Origin of the sequence: Xanthomonas sp. WHRI 7064 (genome assembly GCF_040202355.2) — a bacterium.
GTDB lineage: Bacteria > Pseudomonadota > Gammaproteobacteria > Xanthomonadales > Xanthomonadaceae > Xanthomonas > Xanthomonas arboricola.
Genome location: NZ_CP167821.1, coordinates 4,787,120 through 4,808,835, shown reverse-complemented (window position 1 = coordinate 4,808,835; position 21,716 = coordinate 4,787,120). Strand labels below are relative to the sequence as shown.

At 65.3% G+C, this 21,716-nt stretch carries 17 protein-coding genes and 2 pseudogenes; 10 read left to right on the top strand and 9 right to left on the bottom strand.

Going from position 1 to position 21,716, the window contains the following annotated elements; all coding sequences use genetic code 11:
- The first annotated feature begins 107 nt into the window (after positions 1-107).
- The 5 genes from recC (at position 108) to ABQY74_RS20415 (ending at position 11,868) form a co-directional block, all read left to right on the top strand.
- A complete protein-coding gene (gene recC / locus ABQY74_RS20435; protein ID WP_349792743.1) occupies positions 108-3,512 on the top strand; it encodes an exodeoxyribonuclease V subunit gamma in 3,405 nt (1,134 codons plus the stop codon).
- Complete coding sequence (gene recB, locus ABQY74_RS20430) at positions 3,509-7,450, top strand: exodeoxyribonuclease V subunit beta (RefSeq protein ID WP_349792741.1); 3,942 nt, start codon at positions 3,509-3,511, stop codon at positions 7,448-7,450. The genes recC and recB overlap by 4 nt, the downstream gene beginning before the upstream one ends.
- 347 nt (positions 7,451-7,797) lie before the next feature.
- Positions 7,798-9,948: an exodeoxyribonuclease V subunit alpha gene (recD, locus tag ABQY74_RS20425; protein ID WP_104555828.1), complete on the top strand. Its 2,151-nt coding sequence runs from the start codon at positions 7,798-7,800 to the stop codon at positions 9,946-9,948.
- A gap of 138 nt (positions 9,949-10,086) precedes the next feature.
- Positions 10,087-11,142 carry a virulence RhuM family protein gene (locus ABQY74_RS20420; protein ID WP_104553862.1) on the top strand — a complete coding sequence of 352 codons (1,056 nt, stop codon included), beginning with the start codon at positions 10,087-10,089 and terminating at the stop codon, positions 11,140-11,142.
- A gap of 351 nt (positions 11,143-11,493) precedes the next feature.
- A complete protein-coding gene (locus ABQY74_RS20415; protein WP_225874229.1) occupies positions 11,494-11,868 on the top strand; it encodes a hypothetical protein in 375 nt (124 codons plus the stop codon).
- Here ABQY74_RS20415 and ABQY74_RS20410 read toward each other — a convergent pair.
- Together ABQY74_RS20410 and ABQY74_RS20405 are read right to left on the bottom strand one after the other, a co-directional pair.
- Positions 11,860-11,937 (bottom strand): annotated as a pseudogene (locus ABQY74_RS20410) (type II toxin-antitoxin system RelE/ParE family toxin); the annotation flags it as partial. The gene ABQY74_RS20415 and the pseudogene ABQY74_RS20410 sit on opposite strands and share 9 nt — an antisense overlap.
- 44 nt (positions 11,938-11,981) lie before the next feature.
- The gene (locus ABQY74_RS20405) at positions 11,982-12,236 is read right to left on the bottom strand and encodes an antitoxin (RefSeq protein WP_104555827.1); all 255 of its coding nucleotides are present in this window, start codon (positions 12,234-12,236) and stop codon (positions 11,982-11,984) included.
- A gap of 162 nt (positions 12,237-12,398) precedes the next feature.
- On the opposite strand from ABQY74_RS20405, the gene ABQY74_RS20400 reads away from it, so the two are divergent.
- Together ABQY74_RS20400 and ABQY74_RS20395 are read left to right on the top strand one after the other, a co-directional pair.
- A complete protein-coding gene (locus tag ABQY74_RS20400) occupies positions 12,399-12,851 on the top strand; it encodes a hypothetical protein (RefSeq protein ID WP_372469988.1) in 453 nt (150 codons plus the stop codon).
- Positions 12,848-13,240, top strand: a complete 393-nt coding sequence (locus tag ABQY74_RS20395) for a hypothetical protein (protein ID WP_349792736.1) — start codon at positions 12,848-12,850, stop codon at positions 13,238-13,240. Before ABQY74_RS20400 ends, ABQY74_RS20395 begins: the two co-directional genes overlap by 4 nt.
- A 424-nt stretch (positions 13,241-13,664) precedes the next feature.
- Here ABQY74_RS20395 and ABQY74_RS20390 read toward each other — a convergent pair whose 3' ends face one another.
- From ABQY74_RS20390 to ABQY74_RS20370, 5 genes are all read right to left on the bottom strand, one after another.
- Positions 13,665-13,997 carry a hypothetical protein gene (locus ABQY74_RS20390; RefSeq protein ID WP_349792734.1) on the bottom strand — a complete coding sequence of 111 codons (333 nt, stop codon included), beginning with the start codon at positions 13,995-13,997 and terminating at the stop codon, positions 13,665-13,667.
- A gap of 225 nt (positions 13,998-14,222) precedes the next feature.
- Positions 14,223-15,257 carry a hypothetical protein gene (locus ABQY74_RS20385; RefSeq protein ID WP_349792732.1) on the bottom strand — a complete coding sequence of 345 codons (1,035 nt, stop codon included), beginning with the start codon at positions 15,255-15,257 and terminating at the stop codon, positions 14,223-14,225.
- 70 nt (positions 15,258-15,327) lie between these two features.
- Positions 15,328-15,666, bottom strand: a complete 339-nt coding sequence (locus ABQY74_RS20380) for a DUF2513 domain-containing protein (RefSeq protein WP_372469987.1) — start codon at positions 15,664-15,666, stop codon at positions 15,328-15,330.
- An 89-nt stretch (positions 15,667-15,755) separates the two neighbouring features.
- Positions 15,756-16,151, bottom strand: a complete 396-nt coding sequence (locus tag ABQY74_RS20375) for a hypothetical protein (RefSeq protein WP_349792730.1) — start codon at positions 16,149-16,151, stop codon at positions 15,756-15,758.
- A gap of 1,176 nt (positions 16,152-17,327) precedes the next feature.
- The gene (locus tag ABQY74_RS20370; protein WP_349792729.1) at positions 17,328-18,170 is read right to left on the bottom strand and encodes a restriction endonuclease; all 843 of its coding nucleotides are present in this window, start codon (positions 18,168-18,170) and stop codon (positions 17,328-17,330) included.
- 360 nt (positions 18,171-18,530) lie between these two features.
- Here ABQY74_RS20370 and ABQY74_RS20365 point away from each other — a divergent pair, with 360 nt between their 5' ends.
- The 3 genes and pseudogenes from ABQY74_RS20365 to ABQY74_RS20355 all read left to right on the top strand — a co-directional run bounded on the left by ABQY74_RS20365 (position 18,531) and on the right by ABQY74_RS20355 (position 20,689).
- On the top strand, positions 18,531-19,427 hold the full coding sequence (locus tag ABQY74_RS20365; RefSeq protein ID WP_349792728.1) for an RluA family pseudouridine synthase: 897 nt from the start codon (positions 18,531-18,533) through the stop codon (positions 19,425-19,427).
- 117 nt (positions 19,428-19,544) lie between these two features.
- Positions 19,545-19,874 (top strand): hypothetical protein, encoded by a 330-nt coding sequence (locus tag ABQY74_RS20360; protein WP_349792727.1) that lies wholly within the window; start codon positions 19,545-19,547, stop codon positions 19,872-19,874.
- Between the two features lie 115 nt (positions 19,875-19,989).
- A pseudogene (locus tag ABQY74_RS20355) lies at positions 19,990-20,689 on the top strand (DUF2306 domain-containing protein).
- 57 nt (positions 20,690-20,746) lie between these two features.
- Here the strand turns inward: ABQY74_RS20355 and ABQY74_RS20350 are convergent.
- Both ABQY74_RS20350 and ABQY74_RS20345 read right to left on the bottom strand, forming a co-directional pair.
- Positions 20,747-21,082: a hypothetical protein gene (locus tag ABQY74_RS20350; RefSeq protein ID WP_184432808.1), complete on the bottom strand. Its 336-nt coding sequence runs from the start codon at positions 21,080-21,082 to the stop codon at positions 20,747-20,749.
- Positions 21,083-21,167: 85 nt separating this feature from the next.
- Positions 21,168-21,599 carry a hypothetical protein gene (locus ABQY74_RS20345; RefSeq protein WP_349793116.1) on the bottom strand — a complete coding sequence of 144 codons (432 nt, stop codon included), beginning with the start codon at positions 21,597-21,599 and terminating at the stop codon, positions 21,168-21,170.
- Positions 21,600-21,716 lie beyond the last annotated feature (117 nt).

The window sequence follows — 21,716 nt, the reverse complement described above, 5'->3', positions numbered from 1 at the left end:
CCCGCGCCTGCCCACTCCAGTACGGCCCGAACAGCGGCGCCACTCGCTGCGCGCCTGCCCTGGGCCAACAGCGCAGCACGGCCGCATCCGGCACAATGCGCGTACGCATGCACGCCACTTCCGCGCCCGATTTCCGCCTCTATCCCTCAAATGCGCTGGATACGCTGGCTGCCTTGCTCGCACAGGAGCTGCGCCGGCCGGTGCCGGAGCAGCCGTTGCTGCAGCCGGAGGTGGTGCTGATCCCGCAGGTGGCGATGCGGCGCTGGTTGCAGTCCACGCTGGCGGCCGAGCATGGGGTTGCGGCCAATCTGGAATTCCTCACACCCGGCGAGTTCGTCGCGCGCGCGCTGGAATGCAATCTCGGCCCGGCCGACGACGACCTGGACATGGCGACCACGCAGTGGCGCCTCTATACCGCCTTGCAGGCCGATCTGGGCAGCGACGCGGCGTTGGCGCCGCTGGCCGGTTATCTGTCCGATGGCGATGCGCTCAAGCCCTGGGCGCTGGCCGGCGAGCTGGGCAATGTGTTCGAGAAGTACCAGGCCTGGCGACGCGACTGGTTGCTGCGCTGGGAAGGCGGCGCCGACCCCGATGATCCGCAGGCGCGGCTGTGGCGCAGCATCGCCACCGGCCGGCAATACCGCGCGCGTCGCATCGGCCAGTATCTGGATCGCTACGCGCGCCCGGACGGCCCGCTGCCGCAGGGCTTGCCCAGGCGCCTGTTCGCCTTCGCCATCTTAAATATTTCGCCCGACGTGCTGCGCGTGCTGGCCACGCAGGCGCGCGTGGGCACGCTGCATTTCTATCTGCCCACGCCCACGCAAGGTTACTGGGGCGACCTGCAAACCCTGTGGCAGCGCCGTCGCGAAGACGGTGCGGTACAGCTGTTTGCCGAGCAGGTGCAGGAAAACCCGCTGCTGCAGGCCTGGGGCGCGGCCGGGCGTGACTTCATGGCATTGGTCGGCGACTACGAGGTGGTGCACCCGCTGGCCGAGATCGCCGCCTACGCCGACCCATTGGAGTCCGGCCGCCGCGCACTGGCCGACGGTGGCCTGGGCGACAGCCTGCTGCGGCGCATGCAGAGCGACCTGTTCCATCGCCGCGCGCCCAGCGTGCCTGCGGTGTTGCCGGCGGTGAATCTGCACGACCCCAGCCTGCAGGTGCACGCCTGCCACACCCGCCTGCGCGAGCTGCAGGTGCTGCACGACCAGCTGCGCGCCTTGCTCGACGATGCGCGCTTCGACCCGCCGCTGCAGCCGCGCGAGATCGCGGTGCTGTCGCCAAATATCGACCCGTACGTGCCGTACCTGGATGCGGTGTTCGGCAGCCACGGCAACGACGACGCGCTGCCGTACGCGCTGGCCGACGCCAGCCCGTTGGCCAGCGAGCCGCTGGCCGAAGTGTTCCTGAGCTTGCTCGGCTTGCCGATCGCACGCTTCGGCCTGCACGAGATCCTCGACCTGCTCGCCAGCGCGCCGATTGCCGAGGCCGCCGGCCTGGACGAAGCCGGGCTGGACCGTCTGCGCGGCTGGCTGCATGCGGCCGGCGCGCGCTGGGGGCTGGATGCGGCGCATCGGCGCCAGCATCAGGCACCGAGCGACGACGCCTACACCTGGCGCTTCGCGCTGGACCGGCTGCTGCTTGGCCATGCCAGCGGCGCCGACGACGATATCGAGGGCGTGGCGCCATGGCCGCAGCTGGAAGGCAGCGCGCTGGCCGCACTGGATATCTTGTTGAAGCTGCTGCGTGTGCTCGAACGTCACCAGTCCGTGTTGGCCGAGGCGATGACGCCGGTGGAATGGCGCGAGCGGCTGCTCGGCCTGCTGGAGGCTTTGATGCCAAAAGCGCCCTCGGCACCGCGTGCGCAGCGCGCGCTGGACCGTTTGCGTAGCTTGATCGACCAGTTCGCCCGCGACGCAGTGCGCGCCGAGTACGCAGGCAGCGTGCCGGCCGAAGTGGTGCGCGCGCATTTTGCTGCAGTGCTGGGCGAGTCGGACACGCGCGCGCCGCTGCTCACCGGCGGCATCAGCTTCGGCCGCATGGTGCCGATGCGCTTGCTGCCATTCCGCGCGATCTGCCTGCTCGGCATGAACGATGGCGACTTCCCGCGCCGCGACCCGGCCGCCGGGCTCAATCGCCTCACTGCAGAATTGGGCACCGAGCGTCGCCGGCACGGCGACCGTTCAACCCGCGAGGACGACAGGTTCCTGTTCCTGCAATTGTTCGCCTCCGCGCAGGAAGTGTTCTACCTGAGCTATCTCGGCGCCGATGCGCGCGACGGTAGCGCGCGCGAACCGTCGGTGCTGGTCAGCGAGCTGCTGGGCAGCGCCGCGCAGTACCACGCCGACCCGGCGGCAATCGACACGCTGGTGGTGCACCACCCGTTGCAGCCGTTTGCCGCCGCCGCCTTCGGTGCGCCGGGCGATCACGGCGCCGATCCGCGCCGTTTCAGCTATCGCCGGCAGTGGCGCCCCGCGGTGGACAGCCTTACCGGCCAGCGCCAGCCGCTGGCGCCCTGGGTGGCCGGCGCGTTGCCGGCCGATGACATCGCAGTGCCGACGAATGTGTCGATCGACGAACTGCGCCGCCTGTTCGCCGACCCGGCCGGGCAGTTCCTGCGCCACCGCCTGGGGATGCGTTTGCCGGATCCGGCCGGCGAAGACAGCGATCTGGAGCCGCTGCTCGCGCCCACGCGCGGGCTGGAGCAATACGGCCTGCAGCAGCACGTGTTCGATGCCGCGCTGGCCGGCGACACCGAGCGGCTCTACGAGCGTCTGCGCGCGCGCGCGTTGCTGCCGTCCGGGCCGCTCGGGCGACGCCAGCTTGATGAGCGGGTGGCGCAACTGCGCCCGTATGCCGAGGCATTCCGGCAGTGGCGTGGCGAAGCGCCGGCGCAGTCGCGCCGGTTGCAGGTGCACATCGGCCAGACCGAGGTGCACGGCCGCGTGCCCGGCTGGTATGCGAGCGGGGTGGGGCGGGTGCAGGTCGGCGCGCTCAGCGGCCGCAGCGCGATCCGCCACGGCCTGGAATGGCTGCTGCTGCGCGCTGCCGGCGAGCACGCGCCCTATGTGCGCTTCTTCGAAGACGAAGACGGTTTAGGCCCGCATCCCATCGATGCCGAACCGCTGTCGCAGACCCAGGCGCAGGGCGCGTTGGCTGCGCTGCTGCAGATGTACCGGCAGGGCTTGCAGACGCCGCTGGCGTTCGCGCCCTACAGCAGCTGGAAATATCACCAGGCCGCGCGCAGCGACGACCTGGACAAGGCCATCAAGGACGCTGCCGGGCAGTGGCAGTCCAGCTTCGGCTGGAGCGAATCGCACAGCCCGGAACTGCGCTTGGTCAACCGCGGCCGTGACCCGTTCGCCGACGCGCAGCGCTTTGCCGATTTCGCCATCACCAGCCACCGCGTGTACGACCTGCTCGAGCGCGGCAACGCCGATGCCACGCTGGATCCGGAGCGTCTGATCGAGAGCTGGCGCCACTGGCATGGCGCGCAGGAAGAGGCCGAATGAGCGCCAGCCCGGTCACCGACCCGTATCTGCACCTGCCGCTGCATGGCGTACGCCTGATCGAGGCCAGCGCCGGCACTGGCAAGACCTTCACCCTGGCCACGCTGTTCACCCGGCTGGTGGTCGAGCGTGGCCTGCGCATCGGCCAGATCCTCGCCGTCACCTTCACCGAGGCCGCCACCCAGGAACTGCGCCGCCGCATCCGCGAGCGCCTGGTGCTGGCCGCAACCCTGGTCCCCGACGCCCCCGTAGGAGCGGCCCGGGCCGCGACCGACTTCGCCGACGACTCGTCGCGGCCAGGTCCACTCCTACAGGACGCGCCCGATGTGCTGCTTACGCGCGCCATCCTCGCCACGCACCTGGCCACCGGCACCGAAACACCCGCCGCCCTGCGCCGCCGCCTGCAACAGGCGGTGGAAGAAATCGACCTGGCCGCCGTGTTCACCATCCACGGCTTCTGCGCGCGCGTGCTGCGCGAGCATGCGCTGGAAAGCGGCCAGGCCTTCGCCGCACCGGAACTGCTCGCCAACGATCGCGAACTGCTCGGCGAAGTCGCCGCCGATCTCTGGCGCCAGCGCGCCGCCGATGCGGCAATGGCCGAAGACCTGATCGCGCTGTGGTCGGGCGGCCCGGAGGCATTGGCCAGCGATCTGCGCGCACTGGTGCGCCATCCAACGCTGCTGCCGGCGGTGGCAACGACCACCGACGATGGGGCTGCGCTGCTGCAGGCCGTGCATGACGCCAGCACCGCATTAGCCGCCGCATTCCAGGCGCACGGCCGCGCGTTTTTCGACACCATCATGGCCGCCATCGATGGCGGCATCCTGAGCAAGGTCAGCTACAAGCCCGAGTGGCTAACAGCGTTGTGGCACTGGTTCGACAGCTTCGCCGCCGCGCCCTCGGTCAACGCCGCCCCGCACGCCAAGCTGATCAAGTTGACCGCTGCGGAACTGGCCGCCGGCACCAACAAGAAGTTTGTCGATCGCACCCCGGCCTCGCCGCTGAGCCACGAGATCGACGGCTATCTCACCGCGCTGGCCGGTATCGAAGCATGGCGCAGCCGTCGCCGCATCCGCCTGCTGCACGCCCTGCGCGAGGACGCCATTGCGCGGCTGGCATTGCTCAAGCGCCAGCGCCGCGTGCAGACCTACGACGACCTGGTCGATGGCGTCGCGCACGCGCTGGAAGGCGCGCAGGCCCAGGCGCTGGTCGCGCGGCTGCGCGCGCAATACGCCATCGCGCTGGTGGACGAATTCCAGGACACCGACGACCGCCAGTGGGCGATCTTCTCCAACGTGTTCGGCGAAGGCCCGCTCGCACGCGCCGCCGGCCTGGAGCCGGCGCTGTTTCTGATCGGCGACCCCAAGCAGGCCATCTACGGCTTCCGTGGTGGTGACGTGCGCACCTATCTGGCCGCCGCGGTCACTGCCGAACTCGCCCCGCCGCTGAGCCACAACTTCCGCTCGCGCCCCGGCGTGCTGGCGGCCATCGACGCGTTGTACGCGCAGGCCGGCTACACCGATGCCTTCCTCACCGATGGCATCGCCTTCCACCCGGTGCGGCCCGGCACCAAGCGGGTGGATGCCGACCTGCAACGCGATGGCGCCGCCGCCCCGGCGCTGACGCTGTGGCGCGCCCCGGACCCGCCGCCGCCACCTGCCGCGGCAGCGGCAAAAACCAAGCAAGCAGGAAAGCCCAAACCCTGGAGCGCCAACCGCGCCCGCGAGCTGGCCACCGCCGCCTGCGTGGCGGCGATCCGCGGCTGGCTGGCCGGTGGCCGCGACGGCACCGCCACCGTCAATGGCCGCCTGGTGCAGGCCGGCGATATCGCCGTGCTGGTGCGCAGCCACGGCGAGGCCACGCGCATGCAGCAGGCGCTGGGCGCGGTGGGCATCCCCGCCGTGGCGGCCGGCAAGCAGAGCCTGTTCGCCACCGACGAAGCGCTGGAGTTGCTGGCCCTGTTGCAGGCCTTGCTCGACCCGGGCGACGACAGCCGCCTGCGCGCCGCGCTCGCCACCGTGCTGATCGGAGCGGACGCCGCCGCCATCGCCGCACTCGCACACGACGGCGAGCGTCACCGCCGCTGGCAGCAGCAGGCGCTGGACTGGCGCGAGCGCTGGCAGCGCGGCGGCCCGCTCGCCCTGATCGGCGACCTGGGCGCCGCACACGGGCAACGCCTGCTCGCCCTGGTCGATGGCGAGCGCCGCCTCACCAACTACCTGCAGCTGGCCGAACTGCTGCAGGAGGCCGATGCCCGCGCACTCGGCCCGCACGGCCTGGTCGACTGGCTGTCGCGCCGCATCGCCAATGCCGACGACAACGACGAAGCCCAGCAGCTGCGGCTGGAATCGGACGCGCGCCGCGTGCAGATCGTCACCCTGCACAAGAGCAAGGGCCTGGAATATCCACTGGTGTTCCTGCCGTACATCGGCATCGGCCGCAGCGACAAGGGCGCCGGCCGCCATTGCGTGGTGCATGCGCCGGAGCTCGGCCGCCAGCTGCACTGGAAGACAGACAAGGACGACCCAACCTGGAGCGCCGCCGAAGTGGCCTGGAAGCAGGAACAACGTGCCGAAGACGCACGCCTGCTCTACGTCGGCCTGACCCGTGCCGAGCACGCGCTGTGGATCGCCAGCGGCCCGTTCCACCAGCACGAGCGCACCGCACTATCCGGCATGCTGCGCGCGCTCGATGCGCTGCAAGGCGCGGCCGGCGAGGGCGCAGTGGTGGTGGACACGTCCACGCCGCCTACCAACCTGCCGCGCCTGCCGCCGCCGGTCGAGGCACAGGTGCCGCCCGCGCGCGCGCCGCAGCGGCATATCGCCCCGGACTGGTGGGTCTACAGCTTCACCCAGCTGGCCAATGCCGATGCCGGCGCCGCCACCGACCCGATGGCCAGCGCCACGGTGGTCGGCAGTGGCGGCAGCGACGAGCCGTCCGGCAGCGAGGCCGTTGCGGTGGCCGCCGAGGTCGACGCCTTCGACCCGCGCTTTGCCGGCAACCGCTTCGGCGTGGTGATGCACGACGTGTTCGAGCGCTGCGACTTCGCCGCCTGGCAGGCCTGGCGCCCCGGCCTGCCCGCACCCGAGGGCCAGGCCGCCGCCATCCTCGAGGCGCTGCAACGCGGTGGCTACGTCGAGAAGGAATGGGACGACGGCCTGGCCATGCTCACCGCGCTGATCGGCCACACCCTCACCGTCGCCCTGCCCGAAGGCACCACACTGGCCGCCGTGCCCGCGCCGCAACGCCGCAACGAGATGGAATTCCACTTCGCCATGCGGCCCACCCGCGTCGATGCGCTGCTTGCGTTGCTGCACCGGTTTGGCGTGGTCGGCGACCGCCAGGCCTTCGGCGCGCGCCAGCGGCTGGAAGGCCTGATGACCGGCCTGATCGACCTCACCTACACCGTGGACGGGCGCTGGTACGTGCTCGACTACAAGTCCAACCGCCTGCCCAGCTACGACGCCGACGCCCTGGCCCGCGCCATGGCGCATAGCGAGTACGAGTTGCAGGCGCTGATCTACACCGTCGCCTTGCACCGCTGGCTGCGTTTCCGCCTGGGCGATGGCTACGACTACGCGCGCGACTTCGGCGGCGTGCGCTACCTGTTCTGCCGCGGCCTGGACGCCACCCGCAACCCCGCAGCCGACCCCAGCTCCATCCCCGGTTCCGGTTCTGACTCCGGTTTCGACTCCAACTCCGACTCCGTCAACGGCGCCAGCGCCGCCTCCGATTCCGACCTCGTCAATGGCGCCAGCTCCATCTCCGATTCGGGTTTCGACGCCGACGCCGGCTTCGACGCCGTCAACCGCGTCACGCCCGCACCCGGCATCCACGCCTGGCGCTTCGACCCGGCGCTGGTCCAAGCCCTGGACGCCCTGTTCGCCGGCAGCGCCCCGGAGCCGACATCCAGCAACCCAGGCACGCCCGATGCCCGCTAGCGCACAGCCCCTTACCGCTGACGCACCAAAGCCCCGCTCTCCCCGGGGCAATAAGGCACTGGCTGCGCGCCACTGGCGCGCGTGCCTTGGAGCGCCGCTGGCGCGGGCTGGGGCGCGGAGCGGGGGTTGGGGTGAGGGTACGTCCGCCGCCGAAGCATCCAAGCCATGACCCAACAGACCGCACGCCCGATCAGCGCTGTGCGCACGCCCGGCTCCCCTCGGGGCGGGCAGACCCCGCTTGCGCACACTGGCGCGCGTGCCTGGCAGTGTCTGCGCCACGCCGCGCGGGCCGGGACGCGCAGCGGAGGTTGGGGTGAGGGCGCCTGCGCCCGGGAGGCGTCCACCCCATGAACCACCCAACCCTCTTCAACGCCCTGATCAAGGCCGACGCCCTGCGCCCGCTGGATCTGACCTTCGCCCAGAGCCTGCAACGCCTGGCCCCGGACACCGACCCCCAGGTGTTGGCCGGCGCCGCACTCGCCTCGCTGGCCGTCACCAGCGGCCACGCAGGGCTGGACCCCAGCCGCGCCGGCATGCTGCTGGACACGCGCGAGGGCCCAGCGCCCGCACTCCCGGACCCCACCGATTGGCAACGCACCCTGGCCGCCTCGCGCTGGGTCGACCAACCCAATCCGCAAGACCCCGCCGCCGCCGACTGCCCGCTGGTCCTGGAACACGGCCTGCTCTACCTGCGCCGCTACCGCGAGTACGAACGCCGCCTGGCGCTAGGCCTGCAACGCATTGCCGCCCAGTCGCCGCCGCCCTTCGACGCCGCCACGCTGGCCCCACTGTTCGCGCAGCTATTCCCCCAGGCTTCCTCTCTCCACATGGGAGAGGGTGCCCGAAGGGCGGGCGAGGGCACGGGCCTGCCCGAGCCATCCGTCGACCAGGAAGGTACGGCCCCACCGGCCCCATCCCACCACCCAGACCGCCAGGCTCAGGCCGCCGCGCTGGCGCTGCGCCGCACCCTGCTGCTGGTCACCGGCGGCCCCGGCACCGGCAAGACCACCACCATCGCCCGCCTGCTGCTGCTGCGCATCGCCCAGGCACACGCCTCCAACACCCCGGCACCGCGCATCGCCCTGGCCGCGCCCACCGGCCGCGCCGCCGAGCGCATGGCCGAGAGCCTGCGCCTTGCGGTCACGCGCGCCATCGCTGGCGGCATCGACCCGGCCCTGGCCGACGCCCTGCCCAGCGGTGCCAGCACCCTGCATCGCCTGCTCGGCGTCATCCCGGATTCCCCGCACTTCCGCCATCACGCCGACAACCCGCTGCCGTTAGACCTGATCGTCGTCGACGAAGCCTCCATGGTCGACCTGCCGCTGATGTGCAAGCTGGTCGAAGCCGTGGCCGATGGCACCCAGCTGATCCTGCTCGGCGACGCCGACCAGCTGCCCTCGGTGGAAGCCGGCGACGTGCTCGCCGCCATCCTGCAGGCCGCCGGCCCCGGCGATGCCCTGCAGCCGCAGGACGCACAGGCGCTGCAAGCGCTGCTCGGCAACGCGCCCGGCGACACCACGCCCGCCGCCACCCACAGCGGCGGCCTGGCCGGCCACCGCGTGCACCTGCTGCGCGGCTACCGTCAGGCGCACGACTTCGCGCTCGCCCCATTGGCCGACGCCGTGCGCGCCGGCGACGCCGACACCGCCCTGGCCCTGCTGCGCAGCGGCGAGCTGGCCGGCGTGCACTTCCACGAAGACGGCGAAGACCCGCTCACCCTGGGCCGCGACGCACTGCTCGCGCACTGGCGCGCGCTGGCCGATGCACAAGACCCGGCCGCGGCCCTGCGCGACGCCGCGCGCCTGCGCCTGCTCACCGCCGTGCGCGCCGGCCCGCAGGGCGCACGCGGCCTCAACGCCCGTATCGAACAACTGCTGGCCGAAACCGGCTTCGGCGCGCGCCGCCTCGGCGCCGCCTCGCCCTGGTTCCAGGGCCGCCTGCTGCTGATCACCGAAAACAGCTACCGCCACGGCCTGTTCAACGGCGACGTCGGCATCTGCCTGCGAAGCGACGCGAGTCCCTCTTCGGGGCGCAGCGGCGAAGGCGCCGCTTCAGGGCCAGGCCAGCCCGGCGGCACCGCCAACCGCCGCGACCCAGGCACCGACAGCCGGGCCCAAGGCCCGTTGGTCGCCTGGTTCGAAGGCGACGGCGACGGCCAGGTGCGCGGCTTCCACCCCGCCGCACTGCCTGCGCACGAAAGCGCCTTCGCCATGACCGTGCACAAAGCCCAGGGCAGCGAATTCGATACCGTCTGGCTGCAACTGCCCACCCGCGACGCCCGCGTGCTCAGCCGCGAACTGCTCTACACCGGCATCACCCGCGCCCGCCGCGCCCTGCACCTGGCCGGCAGCGAAGCGGTCATCCGCAGCGCACTCGCCCGGCACGCCGCACGCATCTCGGGCCTGGCGTGGCGGTTGGGTGCGCAGCAGCAGGCGGTACCCGCCACGCAAGCAGCAGAACCATCCACTGCGCTGCCCGTGCAGGGGTCGTTGTTCTGATGGACGCGAGCCGGCGCAATGGCAACATCACTTACGGCAGAACGGCACGTTCGCCTATCACCATCACCGGGCATGCCCGGATAGCATCATGGACGAAGAAAAACTGGTTGTGCGGTATCGCCAGCATGGGAGGCATCAATGGCGAAAAAGCATGAAATTTCGCTCGTCCGCTCGTCGGCGGCCGAATACCTGACCTTCGTGGCCGCCGCAGGCGAGGGCGGCGTGCAGGCGGCGTATGCCGACGAAAACGTCTGGCTGACGCAGAAGATGCTGGCCCAGCTCTACGATGTCGAAACCCACACCATCAACTACCACCTGAAAAAGGTGTTCGCTGACAACGAGTTACAGCCAGATGCAGTTATTCGAAATTTTCGAATAACTGCCGCCGACGGCAAGAGCTACGACACCAAGCACTACAACCTCGCGGCCATCATTGCCGTGGGCTACAAGGTCAATTCCGAGCGCGCGGTGCAGTTCCGCAAGTGGGCCACCACCATCATCGAGTCCTTCACGATCAAGGGCTTCGCGATGGACGATGAGCGCCTGAAGAATGACGGCACGGTGCTCGGCAAGCGCTACTTCGAAGAGCAGTTGCAGCGCATCCGCGAGATCCGTCTCTCCGAGCGCAAGTTCTACCAGAAGATCACCGACATCTACGCCACCGCCCTGGACTACGATGCCACCGCGCAGGGAACCCAGCGGTTCTTCGCCACAGTGCAGAACAAGCTGCACTGGGCCATCCACGGGCAAACCGCAGCAGAAGTCGTCTACCACCGAGCCGATGCCGGCAAGCAGCACATGGGCCTGACCACCTGGGCCGATGCACCGCGCGGGAAGATCCAGAAGTTTGACGTGGCGGTTGCCAAGAACTACCTGACCACCGGCGAGATGGCGCAGTTGCAACGCCTCGTATCGGCCTATCTGGACCTGGCCGAGGACATGGCACTGCGGCAGATTCCGATGACCATGCAGGATTGGGAAACACGTCTGAATCGTTTCATCGAAGCAACCGACCGGCAGGTGTTGCAGGACGCAGGGCGCGTCACCGCCGAGATCGCCAAAGCGCATGCGGAAAGCGAGTTCGAAAAGTACCGCATCGTGCAGGACCAGCTGTTCGTGAGCGATTTCGATCGCGTGTTGCAGCAGCTTGATGCAGGAGACCGGGTGGACGGTGCCGACGAGGACTTGCGCTAGACGGTGATGTGGGAAGCGCCAAAGCGTCAGGTCCCCAACCGCGCGCGATAGTGCACGTTGGATTGAAAGATCGCTCCGAGGATGAATCGCGACTAGCGTCTGCCCAGGAGTCGCCCGCCACGGTGGTTCCGCCCGTCCAGGGCTCGTACCCCAAGCCGGAGAGATGGCATGAGAACTGACGACAAAGAAGCGCTTGCGCGTAAGAGGTGAATGATGAAGGCGATATGGGTTCTTGGGATTCTCGCGCTGTCAGCCTGCTCCAGCGCGACTGCGGCTGGGAGGCTGGAGATCAGACTCCAAAACAGACAGGCAGCGCATACAGCGACAGCTGGAGCATCCGTCTCAGTCACGATGGCCAACGCAGGTGACCAGCCCATCGAGCTACCTGCCTCGTATGTTCCAGACGTAGACAAAGGCGGGGTGTTGCAGACCAATCTGTTCAAGGTCCTGCAAGAGGACGGCAGCCCCGTCGACTATCGCGGCATTTATGTGCACAACGTCCGAGGTTCCACGCCATCTCTTGTCCTGAAGCCGGGGCAGTCAATCGTCAGGACGATCAATCTGTCATTGAGTTACCAGATCATGCCTGGGCGCAATTACTCGGTCGGGGTACACCCACTTATACGTTATCGGGAGCAGCAGGAATCAAAGAGTAAAACCACCTCAGCCGATATGACGTCGCTGAAGACTGCTACATCCAACATCATCGAGATCACGCCTCGATAGGTCTGCGATGTATCGGCGAACCTGCGCCTGGCCCCAGCGTGCCGAGGTGTAGCGGATGATCCCGCGCAGATCGGCTTCGGCTTCGGCTGCGTCGGTGAGGACTTAGCCGTGCATCAACCGCGACGGCCCTCGGCGAATTCTTCATACAGGATGGTGCTGACGTTCCTGGTAGACACGTTGCCGGCAAGGCCTTCCTCGACACGTCCCCCAAGGAGGGTTTTCAACTCCTGCCATGCCTGATCGGCGTTTAGGTCGCCAGGGAACAGGCGTTCAAGCGCGTATTGCTTGATGGTCTTGCCCTGCAGAGCCGCCAGCGCCTTCAGGCTCTGATGCTGCTGATCGCTTAGATCAATGGTCAAACGGCTCATGACGCGCTCCTAAATCCATACAAACCCACATTAGCGCATCTGGGCTGGTTGACCGATTGCAGAGCTTTGGGACCCCAGCTCGGGTGACGCCGTGCAGTGTTTTGACGGAAACCGCGCTCCCGAAACAGGACCGCACCGGTGGACCGACGTCGCCGCAAACGCATGGAGCGCTATTGGGTGCGGGCAGAAGCCAAGGCGCGTGCAGCGGTCGACAAGTTGGACCCGGAAAGCTGGTTCGACCTGTGGCATACGCATGTGGACTGGAATGGCCGCGGCCACTCCTGTGTTGAGCATCGGCAGATGGTCAACGCGGTTGCAGTGCGCGTGTTGTGCTACCTGGAAGCACGTCTGGCGCAACGTGGGGCAGCGGTGCAACTGTGGGCAGACCTCAGTGAGGACACGATGGATACGGGCATTTACGCGCACTCTGCCAATCCGAACGGCACGAGCTTCCCTGCCGCCTTTCCCAACCTGGATTGGCAACTGGCTCTGCCTGACGAGGTCGCAGCGATCCTGCCCGCCACGCATCGGGCCGGCACCGCGTCATGCGATGGCAGTACTCGATATGTCGTGCAGCGTCAGCCAGCCGTGGTCGGCCCGGAGGCACGTCAATGAGTTCCACCGACAAAGCCCATCGCACCGCATTGCGTTATGCCGTCGGTGCTCGTCAGCCGCGTGTGCCCAAGGCGCCCGTCACCGGCGCCGCCTATCGGCTAGCGCACGCCTGCTTCGGTTGCCGCAGAAGTTTCAAGATCGCTCCGCGCGAGCAGGTGGCCCCCTGTCCTGGCTGCGGTAACGCGCTGTGCGTGATGGGGCGTTCGTTCAAGGCACCCCCGGCCCGCAACCAGGCGCAATGGCGCAAGGTCGAGCGGTTGTATCGCGCTGGCTTTCGGTTCTTCAGTTACCGCAGCCACCCGTGCGTTGCTCTCCCAGCCAAGCTGTCGGAGGTCGATCGCTTCATCCGTGATAACCCTGAGCACCCATTACGCCTGGGCGGTCATTGAGGTTGGCACGGCGTCACACCGCGAGGTCAGGCCTACGCCTGACCTCGTCTGCCGTCTGGCAGGCCGGGCGGCTTACTTGCCCTTCTTTTCCTGCTTGGCCGCGCGCTTTTCCTTCAGCGTCTTGGTCGGCTCTTTCTTCTGGCTCTTCTTCTGGTCCATCCCCTTGCTCATGACACCCTCGTAGTTGCTGGATTGATCGGTCGGGCAGCGCCATGACCCTGGCGTGCCTGCGCACTGTACGGCTTGCGCGGGGTGGAATGGCAGCGGTAGCGCAAGACCGGGCGATGGGCGGTGCGTCCGGCTCGGCGTCTGCGCGAGGCAGCGTGCACCAGTAGCCCTTCGGCGTGGCCGGCTAGGCCACAAACGCAAACGCCCGCGTGCGGCCGGCAAGGTCTGCACGCGGGCGCTGGCGACAGCGGTGGGCTTACTTGGCCGGCACGCGCTGGTACTGCTCGCCACCGGTGTTGAGGTGGCCGTTGGCCGCGTCGATGGCGAAGTTCACCGTCTCGCCATCGTTGGTGACCCGCAGCGCCCCGTCCTTGTAGACCGCCGGGTAGCTCTCGGTCTTGGGCTTGCGGCTGAAGAACTTCGGCGTGGTGCTGCGGACCATGAAGGTCTCGCCATTGCGCTCGATGTCCATCGTCTCTTCCTGCGTCTGCACGTTGACCCAGTGGCCGACGAACTTCTCGCCCTCCTCCTTGGCGCAACCGCTCACCAGCAATGCCGCGGCCAGCGCGGTGCCCATCCACTTCATCATCGTGTGTTCTCCAGTTGAGTCTGGAGCCGAGGATGGCGGGTGGGGGATGTATGGGAGGTCAAGGTGCACCCACCCAGACATTTCGAATGTGAGCGCTGACGAGGTCAGAAAAAGTCAACCTGACCCCGTTACTAACCCCGTTACTATCCAAATTCTTGACACTCGCACCTTGATCGCTAACGCCTGAGTTAGACCGTGCTGCGAATCGGCATCGGCTTGAACGAATTATTGGCTCGCGGGCGCAGCCAGTCTCAAGAGGTCGGCTACTAGCATGTACGTGTACACGACATAACGATCTGCCTCGTCTCGTGTTGATATGGTCGCATGCGAGCCTTTCTGAGCAGCTCTAAACAGGGAGTCGAGGCGATCACCCAAATACGTTAGCTGAGATCCTACAATTTCTTCGGAGCGTTCTGAAGTGGAATTGTCCTCAGTGAAGCAGACGAGGCGATTTATATAGTTATCTGCCCCAAGAGAAATACGAACTTCCTTGCCACCTATCAATTTCTTGCGCGGCGTGCCCGTAGCCGGGAACAGGTGATCCGCCAAGTCTTGCAAGATTCGTCGGCAGCTATGAACGGCGTTAGACCAATCTTCCGGATTGTCGGACTGTAGGTTCTCGTAGATCGCAATAAATTTCTGCGCAGCTGATGGTACTGTAATCCCGATTAGTTCATCAGCTACTAGACGGATTCTTGAGAATGCGTCCCCCGCGATTCCAGAGAATTTTAGCTCTAGGTTTTTTTGCAAAACGTACGAATAGATAAAGGACCTGCGAGAGCTAAGTTTCGCGGATGCCTCGCTGATTGATTGGTGCAGCCTGTTTCTTTCTGCCCAATTGCCGCTTCCCGAACCCACGTACTGGTTTGGATTGGCGGAAGAGATCGAAACGCTCGGATCCCTAGCTGCATCGATCCCGAGCTTTGAAGCCTCTAGCAGAGCCTCCAATTGCTCAATCGATTCGAGTCTTGCATAAGTTTTGACTTCTTCCTTAAATTTTTGTTTGTAGGTCCTCCCAGAAAGTACTGCAAGGCGCCAAACCTCTGGCGATACCCCGGTTGGCGAGGATGGATATCCACCGCTCTCATACTCAAAAATTTTCTGATGATCGAAGTCGTTAAGGAGTCTAGCGAGGCGAGCGGCCATCAAAGCGACGTTGGTCAGAGGAATTTGCGATAGCTCAATCGCTCGGAGGAGATCCTCCGACAAGCCCAAGGCTTCAGCTAAGGCTTTAGCTGATGGCTTTACTTCGACGTCCAAGAAAATTTCTCCTGTGGCCTAACGCCTGAATTAAGCCGACCCGCGAAGCGGGTTCGGCTTGAATGAATTGTTAAGTGCCAAAGCCAAATAGATGAGCAACCGCAGCTTTGACTGTCTCGATGGTCAGTTGCTTGCCGCCGTCTTGCAAGAAGGCTTTTACTTTTTCCCAGTTTGATTCCGATGAAATGGCGTCAATGAAGTCATGCCCTGCCCAAGTGAGTTTCTTAAGCATCACATTTGCAGGGATTTCACGATTTCCAGTACCACTTTTGAGAACAGAACCTTCAGCCAATCCGGCCTCAATCACCAGTGCTTTATGGTATTTGATCGAGTCGGCGTCATATCCGTCAAACGCAGATTTGGCTTGGCTGGACTCAACGGCTAAGAGGATTTGGCGAACAAGCTCCATGTCACGCTTCATTAGCGAAAATCTCCAATTGGCACACCTAACGCCTGAGTTAAGCCGCGCCGCGAAGCGGTGTAGGCTTGGACGAATTGTTAGACCCCTGCACGGATAGCTTGGGACAGGAACCGCCAAAGGTGCCAGTAAGCGAGCACCACAAGAGCTACTTTGTCATAGTAAAAGAGGATTGCGGGCCAGTTGATTGTGCGTGGCGCCTTAAACGCGTCGTTTTCTCCGAGTTTTTTCTCTTTTGAACGATGAAACGCACCCCATAAAAAACCTGCGACGACGTACTGAAGCAAATCGGCCGCCAACGCCCCAACAATGAGCTTGAGCGGAAGAAACAGAGCCGCCGGAAGCACACGGGCTCCACCATCTGTAGTTTGAAATAGCCAAATGATGGCAATGGCGCCCAGCGCAAGTTGTCGGACAATGTCACTCGCCTTGCCGGAGTGGTAGTAGTAGTTGTCGAGCGCACCTTTAAGGTTCATTTCTTGCGCCCCCTCGGTCCGCCGCTTTCAGTGCCACCGCCACGCGTGGCCGAGGTGGATTTTCTCGCGGCTGCGGGCCGCTGAGAGAGCGCAGAGCCTGCGGCGCTCTTCGCACCCGAACTCGCCTTGCTATCGCGGAGCGTTTTCGAGGCGGCTTTCCCGGCGGCGGAAGATGTTTCCTTTTGCGGCGCCTTCCGCTGCGACAGGGCACTGCCTGCGGCTGACTTCGCTGCCTTCGAGGACGAAGAGCTCGTGAGCGTCTTGGAAGCCTTAGTTGCAGCGGGCCTCGAGGTTACTTCTTTCTTTGTCATGCGGTTATCCCTCCCCAAGGGGTCTAACACCAGAATTAAGCCGACCCGCCAAGCGGGTTCGGCTTGAATGAATTGTTAGGGCGCACTCTAGGCTGTACCCATCAGTACGAGTACGCGCCAAGTTGTAAACAACAAGACGCCTGTAGCAAGCAACCAAAACTGAAGCCGAAGGAGGAGCTGAGCCCTATTGTTCTTTGACTCCAGTGCATCGTTTGTAATGCGCCATGCGATTTCCATTTCCTGTTGCGTCCTTGGCTGCATGGGATGATTGCCTTGCTGAAGCTGAAGCAAGTGAGAGTTTGAAAGAATTACTGACTGGATCGCTGTGACGTGCATGCAACCGAAGAAAAAGCTAAAAATCCAGCACCCAATCGCGGAAAGGCCGAACCAAACTTGGCAGCTGTAGGTAGAGCCATCAATTTTTTGAAGAGCATAGCCAAGTGCAGCGCCAGTAGCAGCTAGCAGGAAGTACACATACTTCGAGTGCCCGTCTGCGTGGATTTTGTTGAGATGTATAAGCTCGTCTGACACTTTTTGTGCGCCCTAACTAATGTTGGACCGCCTAAATGCGGTGTTGTATCTAGTATCCGCAAATGGCGGACGCTTGGTAATAGGCTCTTCCTATCCAATATCAACCACTTACCCGATAGCCGGGGCGTCGCCCAACACTGATACGGGTGGTGTTATCCAACCTTTGAGCAGGTGTATGGATTACACCCGGGGAGGCGGAGGCGTAACAACGCGGTCGGGACCGAAGCTGTTGGATCAGGTGCCTAATCGGCTGCGGGTTCGGCACTATAGCTTCCGCACTGAGCATGCCTATCTCAGTTGAATAAGGCGCTTCGAAAAATGGGGTCAGGTTCAATTATGCGGCTCCTCTGCACTTCGGGAACTGACGGCAGCCTAGGAAGCTCTCGCCGGTATGCCGATTTCTTCTCTGCACAAGCGCGCTGCTGCAGCGCGTGCAGCTTGGGGTGACGATGGCTGCGGAGGCGGTGGACCCAGGTGAAGCAAAGACGGGCTCGACACGTACTGGCGCCGGCCCCGGCGTCGACTGCGCTGTGGCTTGTCGTTGCACCGCTCGAATCATCCCCAACAACTGTGCGCCGCCAATCAATTCAATGGGCTTGCCTTCGGCAAAGCGCTCAGCGTCCTTCGTGTAGGTTCCGATGCAGGCGATCTTTACCGCGTGGGCCTGGTGATGGGCGAGCAGGCCGAACATCTCGCGCACGACGCTGACGCCGACTTGCTGGCGCTTCCATTGCTTGCATTGCACCAGCGTGCGGCGGCCGTCCTTGCGCAGGATCAGGTCGATGCCGCCGTCGGCGCCGCCCAGGCCGGTTTCTTCGACGCTGTAGCCCTGGCGGCGAAATGCTTCGCCCACCAATAGTTCGAACTGGCGCCAGCCGCCGGCGGCCAGGCTCTCCAGGCTTGTGCGTGTTTCCAGAAAGTGCCGCCGGCTGCGTGTGCCCAGGTAGGAGAGTAGCGCAGCAAGCCAGCAGACGCCGAGCAGCGTCCACGCCAATGGCGCGAACATTCCACTCGATTGCTGGGCGAAGCCTTGCGACAACATTCCGTCCTGGTGAGAGAACCACCAGCCGATGCCGTAGCGCACCACCAGATACGCAGTGATTCCCATAACGAAGCCAACCGGCCACGGCAATGCGGCCAATGCATCGAATCCACCCTGTTTCTTTCTGCGTCCCATGCCAGAACCCCCGTTCCCGGCTTGAACATAGCCGTTGAAACGGGTTTTGTCAGCAGACCACGCGCGCCGTTGCGATCGATGCCTCATCAACACTCGGCACGACGCGTGCGCAGGTAAACAGGTGTGTTCTTTACGCTAAAGTTTGAGTTCGCTTGCGCGTTGTTTAGCGCAACCGCATGCCAATCCACGCGATGAAGCGGGCTGCGGTAGTGGTCGCTGTGCACGCTTCCCAGCAATGCATGCGGTGCGCAGCGCTCGAAAGTCTCTCTCGGATTGAGAGCTGTTACATCACTGCGTAGAGAATCGACGCGACAAGGTACGATCCCAGCCCATCTGCTTGAGTGCGCTTCTGCTGTCGCCATGTCTGCTCCTCGCCCGACCCTCGATGGCACTCCTGCCAGCCAGTTCCAGCTGCCGTCCGGCCCGTGGCACACGGTGTGGGAGGCACTGTGTGCGTGCTTTCCGGTGGTTGGTGCTGACACGTGGCGTGATCGCTTCGCGCGTGGGCGCGTACTGGATGCGCAGCAGCAGGCATTGGATATCGCTGCGCCGTATCGGCTTGGTGCGGAGATCTATTACTTCCGCGAAGTAGCGGACGAGCCGATCATTACGGCAACGGAAACGGTGTTGCATGCCGACGCGCATATTGTCGTGGCCTGCAAGCCGCATTTCCTGCCCGTGGTGCCAGCCGGTGCCTACGTGCACCAGACGCTGTTGACCCGTTTGGCGCGGCGTTTCGATAACCCCGCGTTGGTGCCGCTGCACCGCATTGATCGCGATACTGCGGGGCTGGTTTTGTTTTCTGCTAACGCTGCAACACGCGGGATCTACCAAGCGCTATTCCGCGAGCGACGCATTCGCAAGCATTACTTGGCAGTCGCACCGCCGCTGCCGGGGCTGACGTTTCCGTATGTGCATCGCAGCCGGCTGGAGCCGGGCGAGCCGTTCTTCCGCATGCGCGAGGGTGTGGGTGAGCCGAACAGCGAGACGGTGATCGATGTGGTTGTGCGCGGCGCAGACACGTGGACGTATCGATTGGAGCCGGTCACCGGGCGCAAGCACCAATTGCGCGTGCATATGGCCGCGCTGGGCGCGCCGATCCTGCATGACCGTTTCTATCCAGAGCTGGAAGATCAGCGGCCCGATGATCCGGAGCGGCCACTGCAGTTGTTCGCGCACACGTTGGCATTCGATGACCCGATCACTGGTGAGCCTCGGCGCTTCACCGCGACGATCGAACCGAAAAAATCGGCTTGAGACGGGAACCTGTGCTCCGCTAAAAATCGGGCGAATATCTGGTTTTCAGATATCCGAAAAAGCGCGCTACGGTGGCTTTGCGGACATCCCCGTCCGCTCACGTCGAGGACGGATGCCATGACCACTTCGAGAGCCCTTACGACCAATAATCGGCAGCGCGTGCGGCCAGCGGCCAAAATACAAACGCACGCAGAGCCCTTCACCTTCGGCGTCACCCTGCAGCAGATCGACCAGTTCCATACGCTGCTGCGCACGATCACTGCGCAGAGCGACATGGTGGCGGTGTGCAGCGGCAAGCCGCTGGATGTCACCAGTCTGTCGGTCCTGGGCGAGAGCATCTTCAATGCCGCCCGCGCGGTACGCGGCGTGGTCGACGAGATCTACGAGCAGCGGCTCGGTAGCGACGGTGTTGATCCGGTGTCGCACGCAATGCAGCGCCAGGCGTAAGTCTTCCCTCCGCGCCGCACCTACGATCGCGCCCACGCTCCTGCTGCATGTCCATGCTAGCGTTCCGCTGCCGAGAGCAGGCTGGCCGAAGGAGCGGGGCATGCGGGTCGATCCGATGCGCGAAGGTGTCGAGGTAGCAGGTAGCAGGCCGTTTGCCCGCGTGGCGTGGGCGCTGCTGTGGCTTGCGCTGGCCGCGCTCGCGTCCGAGTTCGTGCGCCACGTGTACCTGAAGTACGCCGCGCTGGAGTTGCCGGCATACGCCATGTTCCTGACCCGGCGCGGCTGGCTGTGGTGCCACCTGGGTGGCGGTGCCGTCGGCATCGCCCTGGGCACGTTGCAGTTCGCCACGCAACGCTGGCGCAGGCACGCATGGGTGCACCGCTGGGTTGGGCGTGCGTATTTCGTTGGCATGTTGGTGGCGATGCTCGGCGCCACCGGCTTGATCGCCACCTCGTCGGCGCCGATGGCGATCCGTGTGGCCTTCGCAGCGACGGAAGCGGTGTGGCTGGTGGTGGCCTCCGTAGGCCTGGTGGCCATCTTTCGCGGGCAGGTGGACCTGCACCAGCGCTGGATGGTGCGGGCGTATCTGGTGACCCTGGCGCCGGTGATATTTCGCATCGCGCTCTATGCGGCAGTGGGGGCCGGGATTGCGCCCTCGCCGGGCACGATCGCGGCGCTGCTATGGGCCAGTTGGGCGGTGCCGTTGCTGATCCACAAGGTGGGGAGCGCCATCGCCAACGCCGCGCGCCGGCACATGCGTCTGTCCGCAGCCGCGGCGGGTGCCGGCGTCGGAATCGACGCTCGCTGAGGCCTGACACGCAGCGCAACCAGCCAATGCAGCGCGCGTCGTGGACCAGGCGGCAACTGCCGCTCTACAGACAGGTGCCCCCTCGACCGACTCGGAAGGAAACCAGCATTCCCTGCGCATCGAACGTCAGCGAAATCATGGTGAACGTGGTTGCGCAGGGAAAATGCGGCCACCGCGTTCGCACGGGGGCGGCCATGAGCGTGGGGCCCATGCCCATGGCGGTACGCAGCGCATTGCGCTCCGCCCAGGCCAGTACCTGCGTTTGCGACATGCCTGGTGTCAGTTCCCGCTCGGCTTTGTCGCGCCAGTACGTCTGCTGCCGTTGCTCGGCCGGGCTTGCCGTGCAGCGGTAGCCGCCCAGTGCTACCAGCAGCAGGACAATACCGATGCCTAGCCACACCCTGCGCCTGCGTCGCCTTGCGCGATCGCGCGGGCGCAGTGTGTGTGGTTGCAATGGGTCGCGCATCGGTGGCGTGTGCCTGCGCTCAACGCACCTTGTACAACACCGCCGCACCCGGCTTGGGCTCGAACATCGGCACGGTCTGCTGCTTGAGCGCGGTGCCCTTGGCATCCCACACCAGCGTCTCGGCGGGGTATTCCTCGTTGCGGGTCATGGTGTCGATCTGCTTGACGATCACCGTCTTGCCGGCGGGCACTTCCGGGTTCCAGGCGAACACACCCAGGCGGCCGTAGAACACCGCCGGCGCGGCGGCATCCAGGCGGCGGTCCGGGCACATGACCAGGCCGCGTTCCAGCATCACCCGCAGCGCGCCCACGGGCACGGCCTTGACGGTGGGCGAAGTGCGCTCGGTGCTGTGGCCGGGGCAGACATTGGCCGAGCGGGTGAGCATGTCTTCGACCACCTGGCGGTCGGACTGGGCCAAGGCCGGCAGGGCGGCGGTGGACAGGGCAAGCACGGCGAGGGCGGATTTCCAGGGCATCTGACAACTCCTCATGAGATGACACTCCAATACGGCAGCCGTGTGGGTGCGGGCTGCTGCCAGTGACACGCCCGGATGCTAGCAATCCCAGCG